The organism is Streptomyces klenkii (assembly GCF_003626645.1).
In the GTDB taxonomy this organism is placed as follows: domain Bacteria; phylum Actinomycetota; class Actinomycetes; order Streptomycetales; family Streptomycetaceae; genus Streptomyces; species Streptomyces klenkii.
On sequence record NZ_RBAM01000016.1, the window covers coordinates 85,332 to 100,980 of the forward strand.

Consider the following 15,649-nt stretch of genomic DNA (forward strand, 5'->3'; position numbering starts at 1 on the left):
CCTCAGCTGCCGTGCAGTTCCCCGATGACCGGGGCGAAGGCCTCCATGCCCGGCTCCAGGACCGTGATGTACGAGAAGCCGTACCGCTCCCGCTGCTCGCGCAGTTGCCCGGCCATCTGCGCGGTCGTGCCGACGAGGAGGATCGGGAGCTCCAAGGCCTCGTCCTCGGTGAGGTGCGGGATGAGCTTGAGGGAGGAGCGGATCACGGCCCTGCGGTCGTCGGTGGGCACGACCATCTGGACCAGGAGGTTCAGCTCGGCGGGCTCGGCGCGGCCGGCCGCGAACCGCCGGTACGCGGCGACGCGCTCCTCCAGTTGTGCGGCGGTGAGCACGGTAGGGATGCCGCTCGGGGCGTCGGGCTCGGTGCGGGCGCCGGTGAAGGCCGCGATGTCCGCGTGCGCGGCGATCAGCTTCAGCATGCGGTCGCCGTTGCCGCCGATCAGATAGGGCGGGCGGGGCCGTTGCAGCGGCTGCGGCCGGTGGCCGGGGAGGGCGAAGAGGCGGTCCAGTTCGCCGACGGTGCGCTGAAGGTGGGACACGCGCTCGCCGGGCGTCCCGAACGGCAGGCCGGCCGCGTCGTGTTCGGCCTTCACGTAGCCGCTGCCGAGGCCCAGCTCCAGGCGGCCGCCGGTGAGCGCGTCGGTCGCGGCCACCTCACGGGCGAGCAGCGTGGGGTTCCAGAACCCGGCGTTGAGCACGAACGTGCCGAGCCGTGGCCGCTCGGTCGCCTCGGCCGCGGCGACGATCGCAGGGAAGGGCGCGGGCATGCCGAGGTGGTCGGGGACCAGGATGACGTCATAGCCGAGCTCCTCGGCCCTGCGGCACTTCTTGCGCCACTCGCCTCCATCGGAGGGGGTCATCAGGTTGACGCCAAAACGGAATGGCCGGGTCATGCTCTCTCCTCGGAGACGACGGGCGTTCGGGGGTCACGTGCCGGCCAGCCGGTTCACTGCGGCGACGACCGGGGCCGTCCCGTCCTCCGCGCGGATGCGGGCGCCCAAGGCGCGGGCCCGCTCCCGGTAGGACGGGTCGGTGGTGACGCGCAGCAGGGCGGCGGCCAGGGCGTCCGCGGTGAGGCGGCGCAGCGGTACGGCCGGGGGCGCGACGCCCAGGGCGGTGAGGCGGCCGGCCCAGAAGCCGGTGTCGAGCTGGAGGGGGAGCGGTACGGCGGGCACTCCCGCGCGCAAGGCGGCCGCCGTGGTGCCCGCTCCGCCGTGGTGCACCACGGCGGCGGTCTCCGGGAAGAGCGCGGCGTGCGGGAGTTCGCCGACGGTGAGCATGTCGTCGCCGTCGGCCTCCAGTCCGCTCCAGCCGCGCTGGACCACTCCGCGCAGCCCGGCCGCGCGCAGGGCCCGTACCACCGTTGCGCCCACCCGAGCCGGGTCGCGCACGGGGATGCTGCCCAGTCCGACGAAGACCGGTGGCGGGCCGGAGTCCAGGAAGTCCCTGACGTGCCGGGGCAGTCCGGTGCCGGGCGGGTCGTGCTGCCACCAGTAGCCGTCGACGGTCAGCTCCGGGCGCCAGTCGCGGGGGCGGGGGACGACGAGCGGGCTGAAGCCGTGCCGGACGGGCCAGCGCTGCCGTTCGCGGGCGCGGCGGGCCGCTCGGGTGCTGCTGGGCGGCAGGCCGAGGCGGGCCCGCAGGGTGCGGGCGGTGCCGGAGTAGACGGCGTCCACGACGGAGTTCACGGCCCGCGCGGCGATCCGGTTGCCGGCCGGGCCCCAGGAGCGGGTGCTCAGGACGCTCGGGGCGAACTCGCCGGTGACGTGGAGGGGCTGGAGGTAGACGCCCATGCCGGGCAGGCCGAGCCCCTCGGCGAGGGTGTGCCCGAGCAGTTGCAGGGAGCTCGACACGAGCAGGACGTCGGCTTCCTGCGCGGCCGCCAGCAGGCCGTCCGCCATCTGTCGCGCGCCCTGCCGGGCGAGCAGGAAGGCCCGGGCCCGCTGCTCGGCGTCGGTGGCGCTCCCCCGCAGCGCGCGCCCTCGCGCCGTGTCCAGTTCGGCCCGCGGGTCCACCGGCAGCGGGTGGAAGCCGATGCCCGCGTTCTCGGCGAGGGGCGCGAAGCGGGCGTGGGTGACCAGGGTGACCCGGTGCCCGGCCCGCTCCAGAGCGTGCCCCAGCCCGGTGTAGGGAGCCGCGTCACCGCGCGAGCCGGCGGTCAGCAGCGCCACTCTCATCGGTCCGCGCCTCGTTGGTGACGGCTCGACGCGGTGAGCATGATCTCCCGCACCCGGTCGAGGTACTTCGGCACGCCCGCCGCTGCCTCCGGAGTGTCCGGCATGCTGACCACCAGGTCGGCCCGGTCGGGGAGCCAGTTGAACCACATCGACACGCCGCTGGCGTTGTCGGGGCCGGTCAGGATCGTCGCGTCCGCGTGGAGGTAGTCACGGGAACCCGGTGCGGCCCGCCCGTCCAGATAGGACGCCATGGGCGGGATGGCCGGAATGGCCGAGATACTGCCCTCTTCCAGGAGCAGTTCGAGCGCCCGGTGCAACGGCACGTCGTACGCCGCACGGGCGGTCTGGAAGCCTTGCTGTGCGGCGGTGATCGCCCCGGCGAAGGTCGGGGAGGCGGGCAGGCGGAACAGCAGCGGCGCGAGGTTGACCAGCCAGCCGTGGACGTGGAGCAGCCGGGGGTAGGCCCTGGTCGACACGGCGGTGAGCACGCGGTAGACGTCGTTGCCGGTGAACTCCCACTGTGCGAGGGCCAGCGCGGCGAAGGCGCCCGCGCCGAACCCGCCGCCCTGCTCGGCGCAATAGGCGCGGAACGCGCGTGCCTGTGCACTGGTGAGCACCGGGTACTGGAGGCGCGTGCCGGGCAGCAGTTCGCCGGTTTCGTTGCCCAGCGCGACGGGGAAGCCGGGGAAGCCGCCGTCCCCCGTGGCCAGGAACTCCGACCAGGCGGCGAGCTCCGGCGCGGCCGCCGTCAGCGATGCGGAGCGTTCCCGCTCGCGGCGGTTGTGGTCCAGGTAGCCGGGTACCGGCGCCAGGTGGACCGAGGTGTTGCCGCGGGCCGCCCGGTACCGGGCGCGGATCTCGTGGAACAGCAGCGCCAGGGAGTGCGCGTCGGTATAGGAGTGGTCGATCGCGAAGTACACCGTGGACGTCGTGTCCCGGCGGACCACTCCGGCGAGGAATCCCAGCCGGCTCGCCGTGGTCCGCTCGTCGATCCGCCGGTGCAGGTGGGCGCGCAGGTCGTCCGCGCTCGTGAACTCGCCCACGCGCACCGGACGCACCGTGAGGGAATCGGGCGGCAGGCGGAACCCGGGCAGGTCCTCGCTGTCCGGCTCGTACCAGGTGTGGAACGCCTCGTGTCTTCGCGCGAGCCCTTGCCACGCGTCGGTGAGCGCGTCGAGATCGGCCCGGCCTTCGAGCTCGAAGGCCAAGGCCACCCAGGGCGACTGCCGCCGGCCGGCGGCGCGGTTGGCGGCCGACGACTGCAAGTGGGCCCGCTGGAAGAACGACGCGGGCACGTCGTGCCGTACGGGCTCCCGGTCGGCGGCCGGTTCGAACTCGACCACTTCGCCCGGCTCGGGTCGCCAGTCGAGGATCTGGGTCATGCGCACGGTGAGTCTCCTCCTCCGAAGGACGTACGGTCCTGGGAGTGTCGGTTCCTGGGAAGTCCGGTCCTGGGAAACGTCCGGTCCTGGGAACGTCCGGTTAGGCGGGCATGGGAACGGCGTCGGCACGGTGACCGTCCGCGACGCGGGCGGCGGCGTGCGCGGCGGCCACGACGAAGCGGCCGACGTTCGCGCGGGCAACAGCCGTGTCGGGGAAGCGTGCCGACAGGTGCACGCCGCGGTCGCTCCTGGTCAGCCACACGTACACCTCGGCCGGGCCGTGGATCCGGCTGCGCAGCATCACGTCTTCCTGCTGGGGCGGGGCGCCCGGCACGCGGCGTACGTCGAGATAGGACACGACGAACCTGGGGTGGATCTCCCTGCGCAGCATCCGGCTGATGTGGGGCAGCGAACTGCCCGGCCCCGGTCTGTGCCTGCGCAGTTCGGCGGCGGCGAAGGCGATGGTGTCGGCGAAGCCGGCCCCGGCCGCCGCCGGGATCCGCACCGGGTGCAGGCCGACGAACCAGCCCGGCGCCGTTCGCCACCGGTCGGGCCGGGTGTTGGCCAGGTTCACCACGGACAGGTGCCGCTCACCCGCGACCTCCGCCGCGGCGAGCGCGAGGCAGGCGAGCAGCCCCGCGGCGGTGGTGCCTCCGCCCGCGCGTGACGCGTCGGCGAACCTGGCGGCCGCCGGCCCGTCGAGCAGCCGGCGGTAGGTGCTGCACTGCGTGTGCGGCGCCTCGGCGGCGCCGAGCGGCAGCGGGAAGGCGGGGGTCTGACCGTGCGCTCCGCGGAGCAGGGTCCGCCAGTGGTCCGCGCGCTCGGGCCCCGCCGGCAGCCGGTGGGCCAGGCTCCGTTCCTCGGCCCCGAAGTCCAGGAACGTCGGACCGGGCACGTCCTCGGCGCGGCCCGCCAGGCGGCCGCGGATCTGCCCCGGGATCATGGCGAGCGTGTAGCCGTCCACGACGCCGTGGTCCGCCCCTGCGAACACCGTCACTCCGGCCGCGTCCTCGACCGTCGCGAAGGCCACCTGCGGCCAGCCCAGGGGGCTGACGCTGCGGTCGAAGAAGGCCTCGATCTGCCGCCGGACCGATGCGCCGTCGGCGAAGACACCGACGTCCTGCCGTCGCAGCGTGACCGCGCTCGCCGGGAGCGTGCGGCGCACGCAGCGGTCCGGGGCCGGCACCAGCTTGCTGCGCAGGTGCTCGTATCCGCGCAGCCAGGCCGAGAACGCGGAAGCCACCCGGTCCGGGCCGGCACGCCCCACGCCGAACGACACCCCGACCCACGCCGGATCCACGTGCCGCGGCCCCCGCGCCGCCGCGGCACGCACATGGTGCTCGTGGACGAGTGCGGGCGCCCGCGGGTCGTCCGCCCAGGCCGATGCCGGGGCGGACGGTGTCCAGAACACCAGCCGGCCGGCGGGCACCGCGCTGTCTCCCAATTCTGTGAACTCCAAAATTTCACCGGCCCGACACAGTGCGACGCCGGCTCCGAATCACCATCACGTTGCTCTCCTTATGACACCTCTGTGCGGCCGCTGAAGCTATCCGACAACGATGAAACAAGGATGAAAGAGAACCCTCTTGTTGCCCATGGAATGCACTGGTAGCGTCCGCCACCGTCAATTCGTTCCGTGCTGAGCCGACCTCTTGACCGGCCGGCGGAGGGGGAATTCATGAATTCATCAGCAGACACCGGATCATTACCGGCCGCGGGCGGTGCGGAACCGTCCACGGACTACGCCGCACTGCGCCGCGACCCGGAATACGCCGAGTTGAACCGCGCGCTGCTCGACCTGGTTCCGGTCGGTTCCGGGCCGGCCGTCCTCGACCTGGGGTGCGGAGACGGCGCCGTCAGCGAGCAGCTGCTGCTGCGCGACCCGGCCATGTCCCTGACCGCTGTCGACCCCGACCCGGCCCTGCTCGACGCGGCACGGGCCCGCCTGGGCGACCGGATCCGTTCCGCCGTGGGCGACGCGGCCTCCGTCTCCCGGCTGTTCCCGCCGGACGCCTTCGACACCGTCGTCCTGGCCAACTGCATTCATCTCGTCCCGGACCTCGGCGAGGCGCTCGGTGCGATCGGGCAGGTTCTCGCAGGTGGCGGGCGCCTGGTGTGCAACTCGGCCTTCTACTCGGGCGCGGAGAGCGCGGCCGACCTGCCGGTGTACGCCGAGCTGGTCGGCACGGCCCGCCGCCTCGCCCGCAAGCGCGGACTCCCGCCGGCCCGGTCGGCCGCCGGCCGCCCCGCGGGGCTGCGCAGGAGCGCCGCGGACTACCAGGCCGCCCTGGCCGCGGCCGGCTTCACCGGCGTGGTCACCACCGAGCGGGTGATCACCCTCGGCCGGTCCTTTCTCGCCGCACTGTGCTCGACCCCGATGTTCGCCACCGCGGCCCTGCCCGGCATCGACCGGCACACCGCCGCGGAACTGCTCGCCGAGGCGCTGGAACAGCAATACGAGCGCGCCCCGTTCACGATCACGCGGCGCTGCGTCTACTTCTCCGCGACCAAGCCGTAGAAACACCGGGAAAGGAATTCCTCATGACCGACGTACTGGACGCCGTCACTCAGGCCATCATCAACATCCGGCCGGACCTGGCCGAATCCCGGGCGGAAATCACCCGCGACTCGGCCATATTCTACGCCGCTGACCCCGGCCGGCCGATGCTGGGACTCGACTCCATGGAGGCGCTCGAACTGATCGCCGTCCTGGAAGAGGAATTCGGGATTCAACTGGGGGACACCAGCATCAGAATCGTCGACCTCCGCACGGTCGGAGATGTGGTCGACGCGATGTCGGCGGCGTTGTGACGTCCGGAGCGCCGGCGCGCGACCGCGTCCTCGTGACCGGCATCGGCATCGAGTCGTGCGCGGGCGGCACACCGCAGGAGCTGTGGGACGCCCTGTCCGCAGGGCGCCCCGCGATCTCGGCGCTGGAACTGGAGCAGCCGCTGCCGTGCCAGGTGGGGGGCGTGGTCCGGGGGTTCGACCCCCGGGAGCACATGTCCGTCCAGCAGACCCGCCGCACCTCGCGCTTCCAGCAGCTGTTCTTCGCCGCGGCGATGAAGGCACGGGCGGACGCGGAGCTGCGCACGGCGCCGGGGGCGGTGTACGCCGGCACCGGCGGCGGCGGGCTCGACGAAACGGCGCGACTCGTCACCACGCTGCGCCGGAGCGGGTGGCAGCAGATGAACCGGCTCGGCCTGCTCCGCCTGCTGCCCAACCAGGCCGCCGGGCTCGTCGCCCAGGAACTGGACGTCACCGGACCGGTCATCACCCTCTCGACCGCCTGCGCGGCCTCGACGGACGCCATCGGGGCCGGGATGCGCGCGGTGCGCGACGGCACGGCCGACGTGGTCCTCGTCGGCGGCGTGGAGAGCTGGCTGGACGTGCCGGCCCTGGCGTCCTTCGCCTTGGTGGACGCGCTCTCCCGGCGGCCGGCGGCGGAGGCGGCGGCCGCGTCCCGGCCGTTCGACCGCGACCGCGACGGCATGGTGCCGGCCGAAGGCGCCGCCGTGCTCGTGCTGGAGTCCGAGCGGTCCGCGCTGCGCCGCGGCGCGGAAGTGTACGGCGAGGTGCTCGGCGCCGCGTCCGGCTGCGACGCCCACCACCCCCTGGCTCCCCGGGCGGACGGCGCGATAGCGGCCAGGACGATCCGCATGGCCTGCGCCGACGCCGGCCTCGGCACCGACGCCGTCGACCTGGTCAGCGCGCACGGCACCTCGACACCGCTGAACGACCGGGCCGAAACCGCGGCCGTCAAGCTCGCGTTCGGCTCCCATGCCCGGCACCTGGCGATCACGGCGCCCAAGTCGGTCATCGGCCACGCCTGCGGCGCGAGCGGAGTGCTGGAGAGCGTCGGCGCGCTGCTCGCCATCCGCGAGAAGTACGTGCCGCCCACCGCGAACCTGGACAACCCCGACCCCGACTGCGACTTGGACTACACGCCGCTCGTGGGCCGGCCCGCCGCGATCAACGTCTGCGTCAAGCAGAACTTCGGCTTCGGCGGCCACAACTCGGCGGTGGTGTTCGGCGCCGCGTGAGCGGCCGGGGCGCCGAACACCACGGTCATCGCGCGGGCGCCGCTCCGCCGGGCCCGGCCGGCTGCCGGCCGCGGGCCCTGGACGCCCGGTAGGTACGGGCGAGGTGGGCTTGCAGGCGGGCGTGGCGGAACTGGTAGACCGCGCCGGCCTGGCGGAGCACGCCCCGCTGGTAGGCGTCCTGGAGGAAGGCGGCGACATTCCAGGGCAGCCGCCCGGTCAGCGGCAGCCAGATCCGGGCGAAGACCGCCCACTGGCCCCAGGCGCTCAGGCTGAATCCGTAACCGAGGCCGCCGCCGATCCCGCTGATGAGGCCGAGCTTGATCGAGGACGGAACGTTCCATACGAGCGGCCCCAGGAACGGCGACAGGGGCCGGACCATCGCCCCGGCCGCGTAGCCGACCAGGAGACCGAAGAGGGGTGACCAGACGATGAACTGGGCGGTGATCGTCCTGCGGTTCGTGCGCAGCAGGCCGGCAGGACTGACGGCGGACCGGATGTCGAGAGGGGTTTCGAGAAGGGCCACGAGCCCGAAGACAGGGCCGGCTGCCAGCGCGAACACGATCCCGAAGAACGCGCCGTTGGCGAGACTGACGCGCAGGGTGGCGGCGAGGCCGACGAGGTGGAGGACGGCGACGATCCCTGCCTGCAGGAAGCCGTAGCCGAAGCCGAGGAAGAGCCCGAGCAGCAGCCCGATCAGGCAGCGGGCGGCGGTTCCCCGCCAGGCCGTCCCCCTCGCCCCGTCGAAGATCTTCATGCCCATGTTGGACGGCTGCACCGCCACGTCCTTGGCCGCGACCATGAACCAGTACACGATCCCGAACATGACCCCGGAGACGGCCGCCACCACCAGCCCCTCCGCGAGCAGGAATCCGAGGGAGTCGAAGAAGGCGCCGACGACGACGTGGACGAGCCCCATGCTCAGGAAGATCATCAGCGCGGTCACCAGCGTGCGGGTGAACCGGGGCAGTCCCGAACCGAACCGCCACCACTCCAGGTCGGGGGTGTCGAGCCGGGTCAGGTGGTGGGCGAGGTAGCCGAGCCAGTACTGGGCGCGTTCCGGGTCGAAGCCGCGGCGCGAACCGCCGGCCGGGCGGTGCCCCGGCCGGTGCCGGTAGGCGGAGGCGGTGAATTTGTCGAGGAGGTGGTCCTCCAGCTCCTCGGGGCCGGCGAACCGCCGGGTGTCCAGAAGTGCGGCCGGGTCGCGGCCGGGGGTGTCGCTGTAGACGGCCCGGGCGAGCGTGACCATCAGCGGGGTGGAGAGCACCGCGGCGAGGCCGGCACCGGCCCGGCTGCGCGGCTGCCCGCTCAGCTCCTTCAGCACGGGGTCCCAGGCGGTGGTCATCGGGTCCCCGCCGCGTGCCTTGCGCGTGGCGCGCGGCAGGTAGTCGGCCAGGTCGCTCAGGGTGAGGTCGGCCAGCTCCACCGCGGCGGCGGACGTGAGCACGTCGGTCTCCGCCACCGCGGCGGCGTACTCCGCCGGGCGGCTCGTCAGCAGCAGGGGAAGCGTGGTGGCGTTGAGCGCCTCCAGCGCGGGCCGGTGCAGTCCGCCGGCGATCTCGTCGAAGCCGTCCAGCACGGGGAGCACCCGGCCGGTCTCGACCAGTGCGGCGGCCAGGCTCAGCCCGCCGGGCGCCGGAGCGGCAAGACCGGGATGGTCGCGGGTCAGTTGCACGGTCAGCCAGTCCCGGAACGTGATGGCGGTGGGATCCCATCCGCCGATGCTGAAGATCACCGGCACGGCCTCGGTGCGGGCCCTCGACGTCAGGTAGTCCAGGACGAACCGCATGGTGAGGATCGTCTTCCCGGAACCGGGACGGCCCAGCACCACCAGCCGCCCGGACGGGACCCGCCGGTACACGCCCACGATCGCGTCGAGCTGCCCGCTGAGGTCCAGCGGGCCGTGCTCGCCGCCGGCGGGCAGACGGCGGATGTTGGCCCAGTGGTCGGTCAGTTCTTCGGGAACCGGCTGCCAGCGCACCGGCAGCGGATAGGGATCGTGCACCTGCCGCTGCTCCTCCTCGCGCTGCCAGCGGGCGGCCACCGCGTGGGCGAGTTGCTCGGCGACGTCGGCCAGGGTCTCGCGCAGGGCCGAAGCCGGCTGCCCGGTGGCCGGTCCGGCGGGGCTGGCCGAGCGGCCGGTCTCGACCAGGCCGCCGGGACCGACCGGGCCGTCGCGGACGGCTGTCTCGTCGCGGGCGGCCGAGTCGTCGGGCCGGGCCCCGTCCCCGGTCCGGCGGACGGCGGCCGCCAGCAGCTCCTCGCGCTCCACAGGCCCCAGCCCGAGGGCATCGGCCAGCAGCCGCACCGTGGTCACCCTGGGGTCGGCGCGCTCTCCGGTCTCCAGCCCGCGGATGGTGCGCACGCCCACCCGGGCACGCTCCGCCAGGGTCTCCTGAGTCATTCCCGCGTCGTGCCGCAACCGCCGTAACAGCGTGCTGAACTCACTGGCCACAGGTCACGGCCTCCCCTTCGGATGTGGTGTTTCCCCAGCTGAGGGACTCTAGCGCGGCCACCGGCCGCATACGGCCGGTCTTTTGGCCTGTCTGTTGTCCGGCGCCGGGGCCAGCGTCGGCGGCGTCCGCCAGACCCACCAGACAGGAGAACGGGGAGTCACGATGCCGACGACAGGAGCCACCATCCAGCCGCCCGCCACCCCGCTCGGACACCAGGAGTGCCGGGTGCTCCAAGCGGTCGGCTGCGGTCTGAGAGACGACGAGATCGCCGCCTGCCTCGGCATCCCCGAGGACGCCGTGGCCGGGCACCTCGCGCGGATCCTCGCCAGGCTCGGGCTGCGCGACCGGGCCGCCGCCATCGTCCACGCCTTCGACTGCGGCGTGGTCACCCCCGGCCGCGGCCCCCGCGGTCAGGTGACGAGCCCGGTGCCGCCCCCCGCCGCCCGCCGCGTGTCCGGACCGCGCTTACAGATCTCGATGCTCGGACCGCTGCGGGCATGGCGCGACGGACGCCCCCTGGACCTGGGGCACCTGCGCCGGCAAGCCGTCCTGACAACGCTGGCCCTGTGCCCGGGCCGGACGGTCAGCCAGCAGGAACTCCTCGACAGCGTCTGGGGGGAGGAGCCGCCGAACACGAACGTGATACCGGTGTACATCTACCGGCTGCGCAAGATCCTGCACGCGGAAGGCAGCCCGGACCCGGCGATCGAGAGCGACCGGCACGGCTACCGGCTGCTCCCCGGCGCGGTCACCGTGGACGTGGCGCGCATGGAGGAACTGGCCGGCGCGGCCGGCGCCGCCGAGCGGGCGGGCGACCTGGCCGAGGCGGTCCGGATCTGCTCCCAGGCACTGGACCTGTTCCGCGGCGAGCCCCTGGCCGGTCTGCCCGGGCCGCTCGCCGAGCTGGAGCGGCTGCGGCTCACCGAGCGCAGGGTCGTCCTCGTGCAGCGGAAGCTGGACTGGCAGATGCGGCTGGGCCGGCACGCCGAACCGATCGCCGAGCTGTCGGCCTTGACCGCGGCGCAGCCCCTGAACGAACCGGCCGCCGCGATGCTGATGCGCGCGCTCTACCTCAGCGGCCGGCAGGCCGACGCCCTGACCGTGTTCGACCGCACCCGCCGCCGGCTGGCCGAAGAACTGGGAGTCGACCCGGGCCCGGTGCTGCGGCGGACGCATCAGATGATCCTGCGCGGGGACGACGCCCGCCTCGGCCGCGCCGGAACCGCGCAGTGACCGGACCGGCACAGCACCCGCACAACGAGGAGCTCCTGCTGGCGAGGATCTCAGCGGCGGCCGGCCGCGAGCACCTCGGCAAGCGGCTCGCCACCTACGCGGGCGCCGCGCACACGGCACCCGCGAAGTCTCCCGGGGCCCGGGGGATCCGCAGTCTGCTGAGCTTCCTCCGGTCCGGCGGGCCTTCCGCGGCGCACGTACGCGATGACGCGCGACTGGACCTGTACGCGTACGGAATGACAGTCGCGGTCAAGGGGCGGATCCACGTCGTCCGCTACGACACCACCTCCGTGTTCCGGACGAGCACCACGGACGACCCGGCCCGTGCCGGCACCACCTGCACGCTCACCGGTGCCGACGGGGAGCGGGTCGTGCTGCGCGGCGGGCCGGAGCACGGCGGCGCGGCGGAATGGTGGTCCGAGATCGAGCGGGGCGTCACCCGCGCCCAACTGCCCCGGGCCCTGGCTGCGCTCGACAAGGGCGAGCGCCTGGCCTTCGGCGACATCTGGCTCACCAGGGAGAAGGCCGGGTGCGGAGAAAAGTGGGCGCCGTGGCCGCAGGTCCGGCACAGGCGGACCCGGGAGGGGGCCGTCGAACTCGGCATCGGCGGGACGTGGCACGGGCCGGGCTCCGGGGCGTCCGGGATCCCGAACGCCTTCGTCCTCCGCGCGCTCGTCGAGCGCCTCGGTCCGGACGGCGCGCGCTGACCTTCGGCGGCCCGGGGCGGGCCAGGCCGTGCCGTTTGCCGACACAACATCAGAAAGGCCGCCCCCGCATCATGCGAGAACGGCCTCCGACCTGCGAAAATCGCTGGTCGGGACGGCGGGATTTGAACCCACGACCCCTTGACCCCCAGTCAAGTGCGCTACCAAACTGCGCCACGTCCCGGTGCTTGTCCGGCCCGGGCTCTCGCCCTTGCCGACCGCGCACGAGAACAATACCGCACTTCAGAGGGTGATCGCGCACGCCTTTCAACGGGACGATCATCCCTGAATGTCTCGTTTGGGTCACTTATTCGATATATACCGACCCTCTCCTCTCTCACGCGGTATTGACCGCCCTCCCGGCCCCCGTGGGACCATCGGGCCTTCGGACGTCGCTCGCGACGCGCGCAACTCCCCCGCCCCAGGAGGACAGTTGGCAACCTCGGACGCCCCGGAGACTCCCTCTTCCGCCCTCTCCCGGCGCAGGTTCCTGCAAGCCGCGGCCGGTACCGCGGCGGCGGCCGGGGTCGTGGGGGCGCTGCCCGGGGCCGTGGCCGCGGCGGCTTCCGCGCCTTCCGGGGCGCTGTCGTTCACGGCCGCCACCAACGGGGCGGCCAGCCTCGCGCCCGCCGGGGACCGGCTGGTCGCCGAGGTGCAGAACGTGCTGTGGTCCGTGCCCCGCAAGGGCGGGGAGGCCGTGGCGATCACCCCGGCCGATCTCGAGCCGACCCGGCCCGTGCACTCGCCCGACGGCCGGCAGCTCGCCGTCTGCGCGTACCGGGGCGGCGGCTTCCACATCTGGACGCTGCGGCCCGACGGCAGCGGGCTGCGGCAGGTCACGGACGGGCCGTGGGACGACCGCGGGCCCGCCTGGTCGCCCGACGGCACACGGATCGCCTTCGCCTCCGAGCGCGGCGGCGACCCCGTGGCCGGGAGCCCGTACCGGGTGTGGGTGGTGGACGTGCGGACGGGCGCGCTCACGCGGGTCACCGGGGTGAGCGGGCAGGAGGGGCCGCTCCAGGACGGCGCGTGGGAGGACTTCGACCCGGTGTGGTCGCCGGACGGCGCCCGGCTGCTGTTCGTCCGCGGGCGCCTCGCCGGGAGCGCGCTGGACGCCCGTACGGTCGCGTCCGTGCCCGCCGACGGGCACGGGCCGGTGCGGACCGAGCACACCGAGGCCGCGGCCGGGCAGATCATGACGCCGGCGGTCGCCCCGGACGGCCGCCTCGCCTATCTCCGCACGACGCCCGCCCCGGGGGCCGGCTGCACGCTCGTCGTGGACGGCGCGCCCGTGGCCGTCGACGGCGACGTCGAGCCCGTGCCGCCGCGCTGGACGGCCTCCGGCGAGCTGCTGCTGACCGTCAGCGGAGCGTTCCGGGTCCTCCGCCCGCAGGCGCCGCGCGACGCCGAGGCCGTCCCCTTCGCCGGGCGGCTCACGGTTCCCCGGCCGCGCTACCGCACCAAGCGGTACGACTTCGACGCCGGCGGCGTGCACGCCGTGCGCTCGCTGCACTTCCCCGCCCTCTCGCCCGACGGCCGCCGCGTCGCGTTCGGCGCGCTCAACGCGCTGTGGGTCGCCGACGTGGCGGGCGGCCGCCCGCCGCGCCGGGTCGTCAAGGCCGACCCCGCCCGCTACCCCTTCGGGCCGGTCTGGAGCCCCGACGGGCGCTCCCTGGTGTACGCGGGCGACAGCGGCGGCCTGCTCGCCGCGCGCCGGCACGACCTCGCGTCCGGCGCGGACACCGTGCTGGCCGAGGGCGGCCGCGCGTACCCCGTCCTGTCACCCGACGGCAGGAGACTGGCCGCCCTCGACCTGGCCGGGAACCTCGTCGTGCGCGACCTCGCCGCCGACGAGGACCGGGTCCTGGCGGCCGCCCTGGGCGGCGGCGGGCTGCCGGGCCGGCCGAGCTGGTCGCCGGACGGCCGCTACGTCGCCCTGTGCGACCGCAACCGGCTGAACCAGCGGTTCCGCGAGGGCTACAACCTCATCCGCGTGATCGACACGGCCGGCGGCGCCGCCCGGCTGCACGCGCTCGCCCCGCACGTCTCGCTCAGCGACCGCTACGGCTCCGGGCCCGTCTGGTCGCCCGACGGGCGGCACATGGCGGTGATCGCCGAGTCCGCGCTGTGGCTGCTGCCCGTGCGGCCCGACGGCACCCCGGACGGCGAGCCCCGCCGGCTGACGGACGAGGCCGCCGAAGATCCCTCCTGGGCGGCGGACTCCCGCACGCTCCTCTACCTCTCCGCGGGCCGCCTGCGGCTGCTGGACGTCCACGGCGGCGGCGCCGCCCGCACCGTCCGCGTCCCCCTCGACTACCGGCGCCCGGTGCCCGCCGACACGGTCGTGCACGCCGGCCGCCTCTGGGACGGCACGGGCGACACGGTGCGCGAGGACGTCGACCTGGTGATCCGCGACGGCCGGATCGCCGCCGTCGAGCCGCACCGGGCGCGGCGTGCGGCCGCCCGCAGCGTCGACGCGTCGTCCGGCACGGTCGTCCCCGGGCTCTGGGACACCCACACCCACCCGTACCAGAACACCTACGGCGGCCGGCAGACCGCGCTCCAGCTGGCGTACGGGATCACCACCGCGGTCTCGTTCGGCGGCGGCGCCCACGAGCAGGCCCGCATCCGCGAGGCCGTGGCCGCGGGCGAGCTCGCCGGGCCGCGGCTGCTGGCCACCGGGGAGCTGCTCGACGGCGCGCGCGTCGCGTACAGCATGGGCCGCGCGCACCGCACCCGCGAGGGGCTGCGCCGGTCGCTCTCCCGCGCCGAGGCCCTCGACTGGGACTTCGTGAAGACCTACGTCCGCGCGCCCGGCTGGCTGATGGAGGAGGCGGCCCGCTTCGCGCACGACCGGCTCGGGGTCCGCTCCGGCAGCCACCTCCTGTCGCCCGGCGTCCAGCTCGGCCAGGACCTGACCACCCATCTCCAGGCCACACAGCGGCTGGAGTTCGGCCACGCGACGACCGCGTCGGGGCGCGCGTACCAGGACGTGGAGGAGATCTACACCCGCGGGGGCTTCCACCTCGTCGCCACGATGTTCACGTCCGTGCCGCTGCTCGGCGAGGCGCCGGCGCTGGCCCGGGACCCGCGGGTGACGCGGATGATGCCGCCGTGGGACGTGGAGGTCGTCCGCCGCACCGCGGCCGCGCCGCCGACCGCCGACCAGCTGGCGACCCTGGAGCGCGAGGCCGGCGTCTACCGCCGGGTGCTCGCGGGCGGCGGCCTCGTCGCGCTGGGGACCGACGCTCCCCTGGTGCCCGTGGGCCTCTCCCTGCACCTGGGGCTGCGCGCGCTCCACCGGTACGGGCTGACCCCGGCACAGGCGCTGCGGACCGCGACGGTGCTGCCCGCACGGGTCTTCGGCGCGGACCGGGACCTGGGCACGCTGGAGCCCGGCAAGCTCGCGGACGTGACGGTGGTGGACGGCGATCCGTTCACGGACTTCGACGCGCTGGTGCGGACGGTTTCGGTGCTGCGGGGCGGGGTGCGGTTCGATCAGGCGGGCCTGGTCGACGCGTACGAGGCGGCGGGCACGGCGGGCGCGCCTCCGGCGCCGCACGGGGTGCGGGCCGCGGAGGCGTGGCTAGCCGTGAGCCGCCAGCTCCGCCGGGACTCCTGCTGCGACATGGAACCCCACGGGGGGTGACGGTGGGG

The 15,649-nt window shown here is 74.4% G+C and carries 11 protein-coding genes and 1 tRNA gene; 6 read left to right on the plus strand and 6 right to left on the minus strand.

All coding sequences use genetic code 11. From position 1 onward, the window contains the following. Nucleotides 1-2: 2 nt before the first annotated feature. The 4 genes from D7231_RS29225 to D7231_RS29240 form a co-directional block, all read right to left on the minus strand. The gene (locus tag D7231_RS29225) at nucleotides 3-893 is read right to left on the minus strand and encodes an LLM class F420-dependent oxidoreductase (protein ID WP_120758618.1); all 891 of its coding nucleotides are present in this window, start codon (nucleotides 891-893) and stop codon (nucleotides 3-5) included. Nucleotides 894-926: 33 nt separating this feature from the next. Continuing rightward, nucleotides 927-2,177: a glycosyltransferase gene (locus D7231_RS29230; protein WP_199739485.1), complete on the minus strand. Its 1,251-nt coding sequence runs from the start codon at nucleotides 2,175-2,177 to the stop codon at nucleotides 927-929. Next, the gene (locus D7231_RS29235; protein ID WP_228773992.1) at nucleotides 2,174-3,559 is read right to left on the minus strand and encodes a condensation domain-containing protein; all 1,386 of its coding nucleotides are present in this window, start codon (nucleotides 3,557-3,559) and stop codon (nucleotides 2,174-2,176) included. Before D7231_RS29235 ends, D7231_RS29230 begins: the two co-directional genes overlap by 4 nt. Before the next feature lie 100 nt (nucleotides 3,560-3,659). Further along, nucleotides 3,660-5,003 carry a condensation domain-containing protein gene (locus D7231_RS29240; RefSeq protein WP_158673830.1) on the minus strand — a complete coding sequence of 448 codons (1,344 nt, stop codon included), beginning with the start codon at nucleotides 5,001-5,003 and terminating at the stop codon, nucleotides 3,660-3,662. Between the two features lie 234 nt (nucleotides 5,004-5,237). On the opposite strand from D7231_RS29240, the gene D7231_RS29245 reads away from it, so the two are divergent. The 3 genes from D7231_RS29245 to D7231_RS29255 are packed head-to-tail and all read left to right on the plus strand — an operon-like array spanning nucleotide 5,238 to nucleotide 7,602. Beyond that, nucleotides 5,238-6,077 carry a class I SAM-dependent methyltransferase gene (locus D7231_RS29245; protein WP_120758621.1) on the plus strand — a complete coding sequence of 280 codons (840 nt, stop codon included), beginning with the start codon at nucleotides 5,238-5,240 and terminating at the stop codon, nucleotides 6,075-6,077. A gap of 23 nt (nucleotides 6,078-6,100) precedes the next feature. Beyond that, nucleotides 6,101-6,370, plus strand: a complete 270-nt coding sequence (locus tag D7231_RS29250; protein WP_120758622.1) for an acyl carrier protein — start codon at nucleotides 6,101-6,103, stop codon at nucleotides 6,368-6,370. Then, complete coding sequence (locus D7231_RS29255) at nucleotides 6,367-7,602, plus strand: beta-ketoacyl-[acyl-carrier-protein] synthase family protein (RefSeq protein ID WP_120758623.1); 1,236 nt, start codon at nucleotides 6,367-6,369, stop codon at nucleotides 7,600-7,602. Before D7231_RS29250 ends, D7231_RS29255 begins: the two co-directional genes overlap by 4 nt. 25 nt (nucleotides 7,603-7,627) lie before the next feature. Here D7231_RS29255 and D7231_RS29260 read toward each other — a convergent pair whose 3' ends face one another. Beyond that, complete coding sequence (locus tag D7231_RS29260; RefSeq protein WP_120758624.1) at nucleotides 7,628-10,054, minus strand: NACHT domain-containing protein; 2,427 nt, start codon at nucleotides 10,052-10,054, stop codon at nucleotides 7,628-7,630. 163 nt (nucleotides 10,055-10,217) lie between these two features. On the opposite strand from D7231_RS29260, the gene D7231_RS29265 reads away from it, so the two are divergent. Both D7231_RS29265 and D7231_RS29270 read left to right on the plus strand, forming a co-directional pair. Beyond that, entirely contained in the window at nucleotides 10,218-11,288 is a 1,071-nt protein-coding gene (locus tag D7231_RS29265) for a BTAD domain-containing putative transcriptional regulator (protein WP_120758625.1), read from the plus strand. Then, on the plus strand, nucleotides 11,285-11,995 hold the full coding sequence (locus tag D7231_RS29270) for a DUF6585 family protein (RefSeq protein WP_241999982.1): 711 nt from the start codon (nucleotides 11,285-11,287) through the stop codon (nucleotides 11,993-11,995). Before D7231_RS29265 ends, D7231_RS29270 begins: the two co-directional genes overlap by 4 nt. 104 nt (nucleotides 11,996-12,099) lie before the next feature. Here D7231_RS29270 and D7231_RS29275 read toward each other — a convergent pair. Continuing rightward, nucleotides 12,100-12,176: transfer RNA gene (locus D7231_RS29275), tRNA-Pro, on the minus strand. Nucleotides 12,177-12,425: 249 nt separating this feature from the next. Between D7231_RS29275 and D7231_RS29280 the strand changes: the two genes are divergently transcribed. Then, nucleotides 12,426-15,641 (plus strand): amidohydrolase family protein, encoded by a 3,216-nt coding sequence (locus D7231_RS29280; RefSeq protein ID WP_241999983.1) that lies wholly within the window; start codon nucleotides 12,426-12,428, stop codon nucleotides 15,639-15,641. Nucleotides 15,642-15,649 lie beyond the last annotated feature (8 nt).

Excerpts from the sequence above, each read along its gene's own strand:
- D7231_RS29225 (WP_120758618.1), bottom strand. The coding sequence starts at position 893 with ATGACCCGGCCATTCCGTTTTGGCGTCAACCTGATGACCCCCTCCGAT.
- D7231_RS29230 (WP_199739485.1), bottom strand. The coding sequence starts at position 2,177 with ATGAGAGTGGCGCTGCTGACCGCCGGCTCGCGCGGTGACGCGGCTCCC.
- D7231_RS29235 (WP_228773992.1), bottom strand. The coding sequence starts at position 3,559 with ATGACCCAGATCCTCGACTGGCGACCCGAGCCGGGCGAAGTGGTCGAG.
- D7231_RS29245 (WP_120758621.1), top strand. The coding sequence starts at position 5,238 with ATGAATTCATCAGCAGACACCGGATCATTACCGGCCGCGGGCGGTGCG.
- D7231_RS29250 (WP_120758622.1), top strand. The coding sequence starts at position 6,101 with ATGACCGACGTACTGGACGCCGTCACTCAGGCCATCATCAACATCCGG.
- D7231_RS29265 (WP_120758625.1), top strand. The coding sequence starts at position 10,218 with ATGCCGACGACAGGAGCCACCATCCAGCCGCCCGCCACCCCGCTCGGA.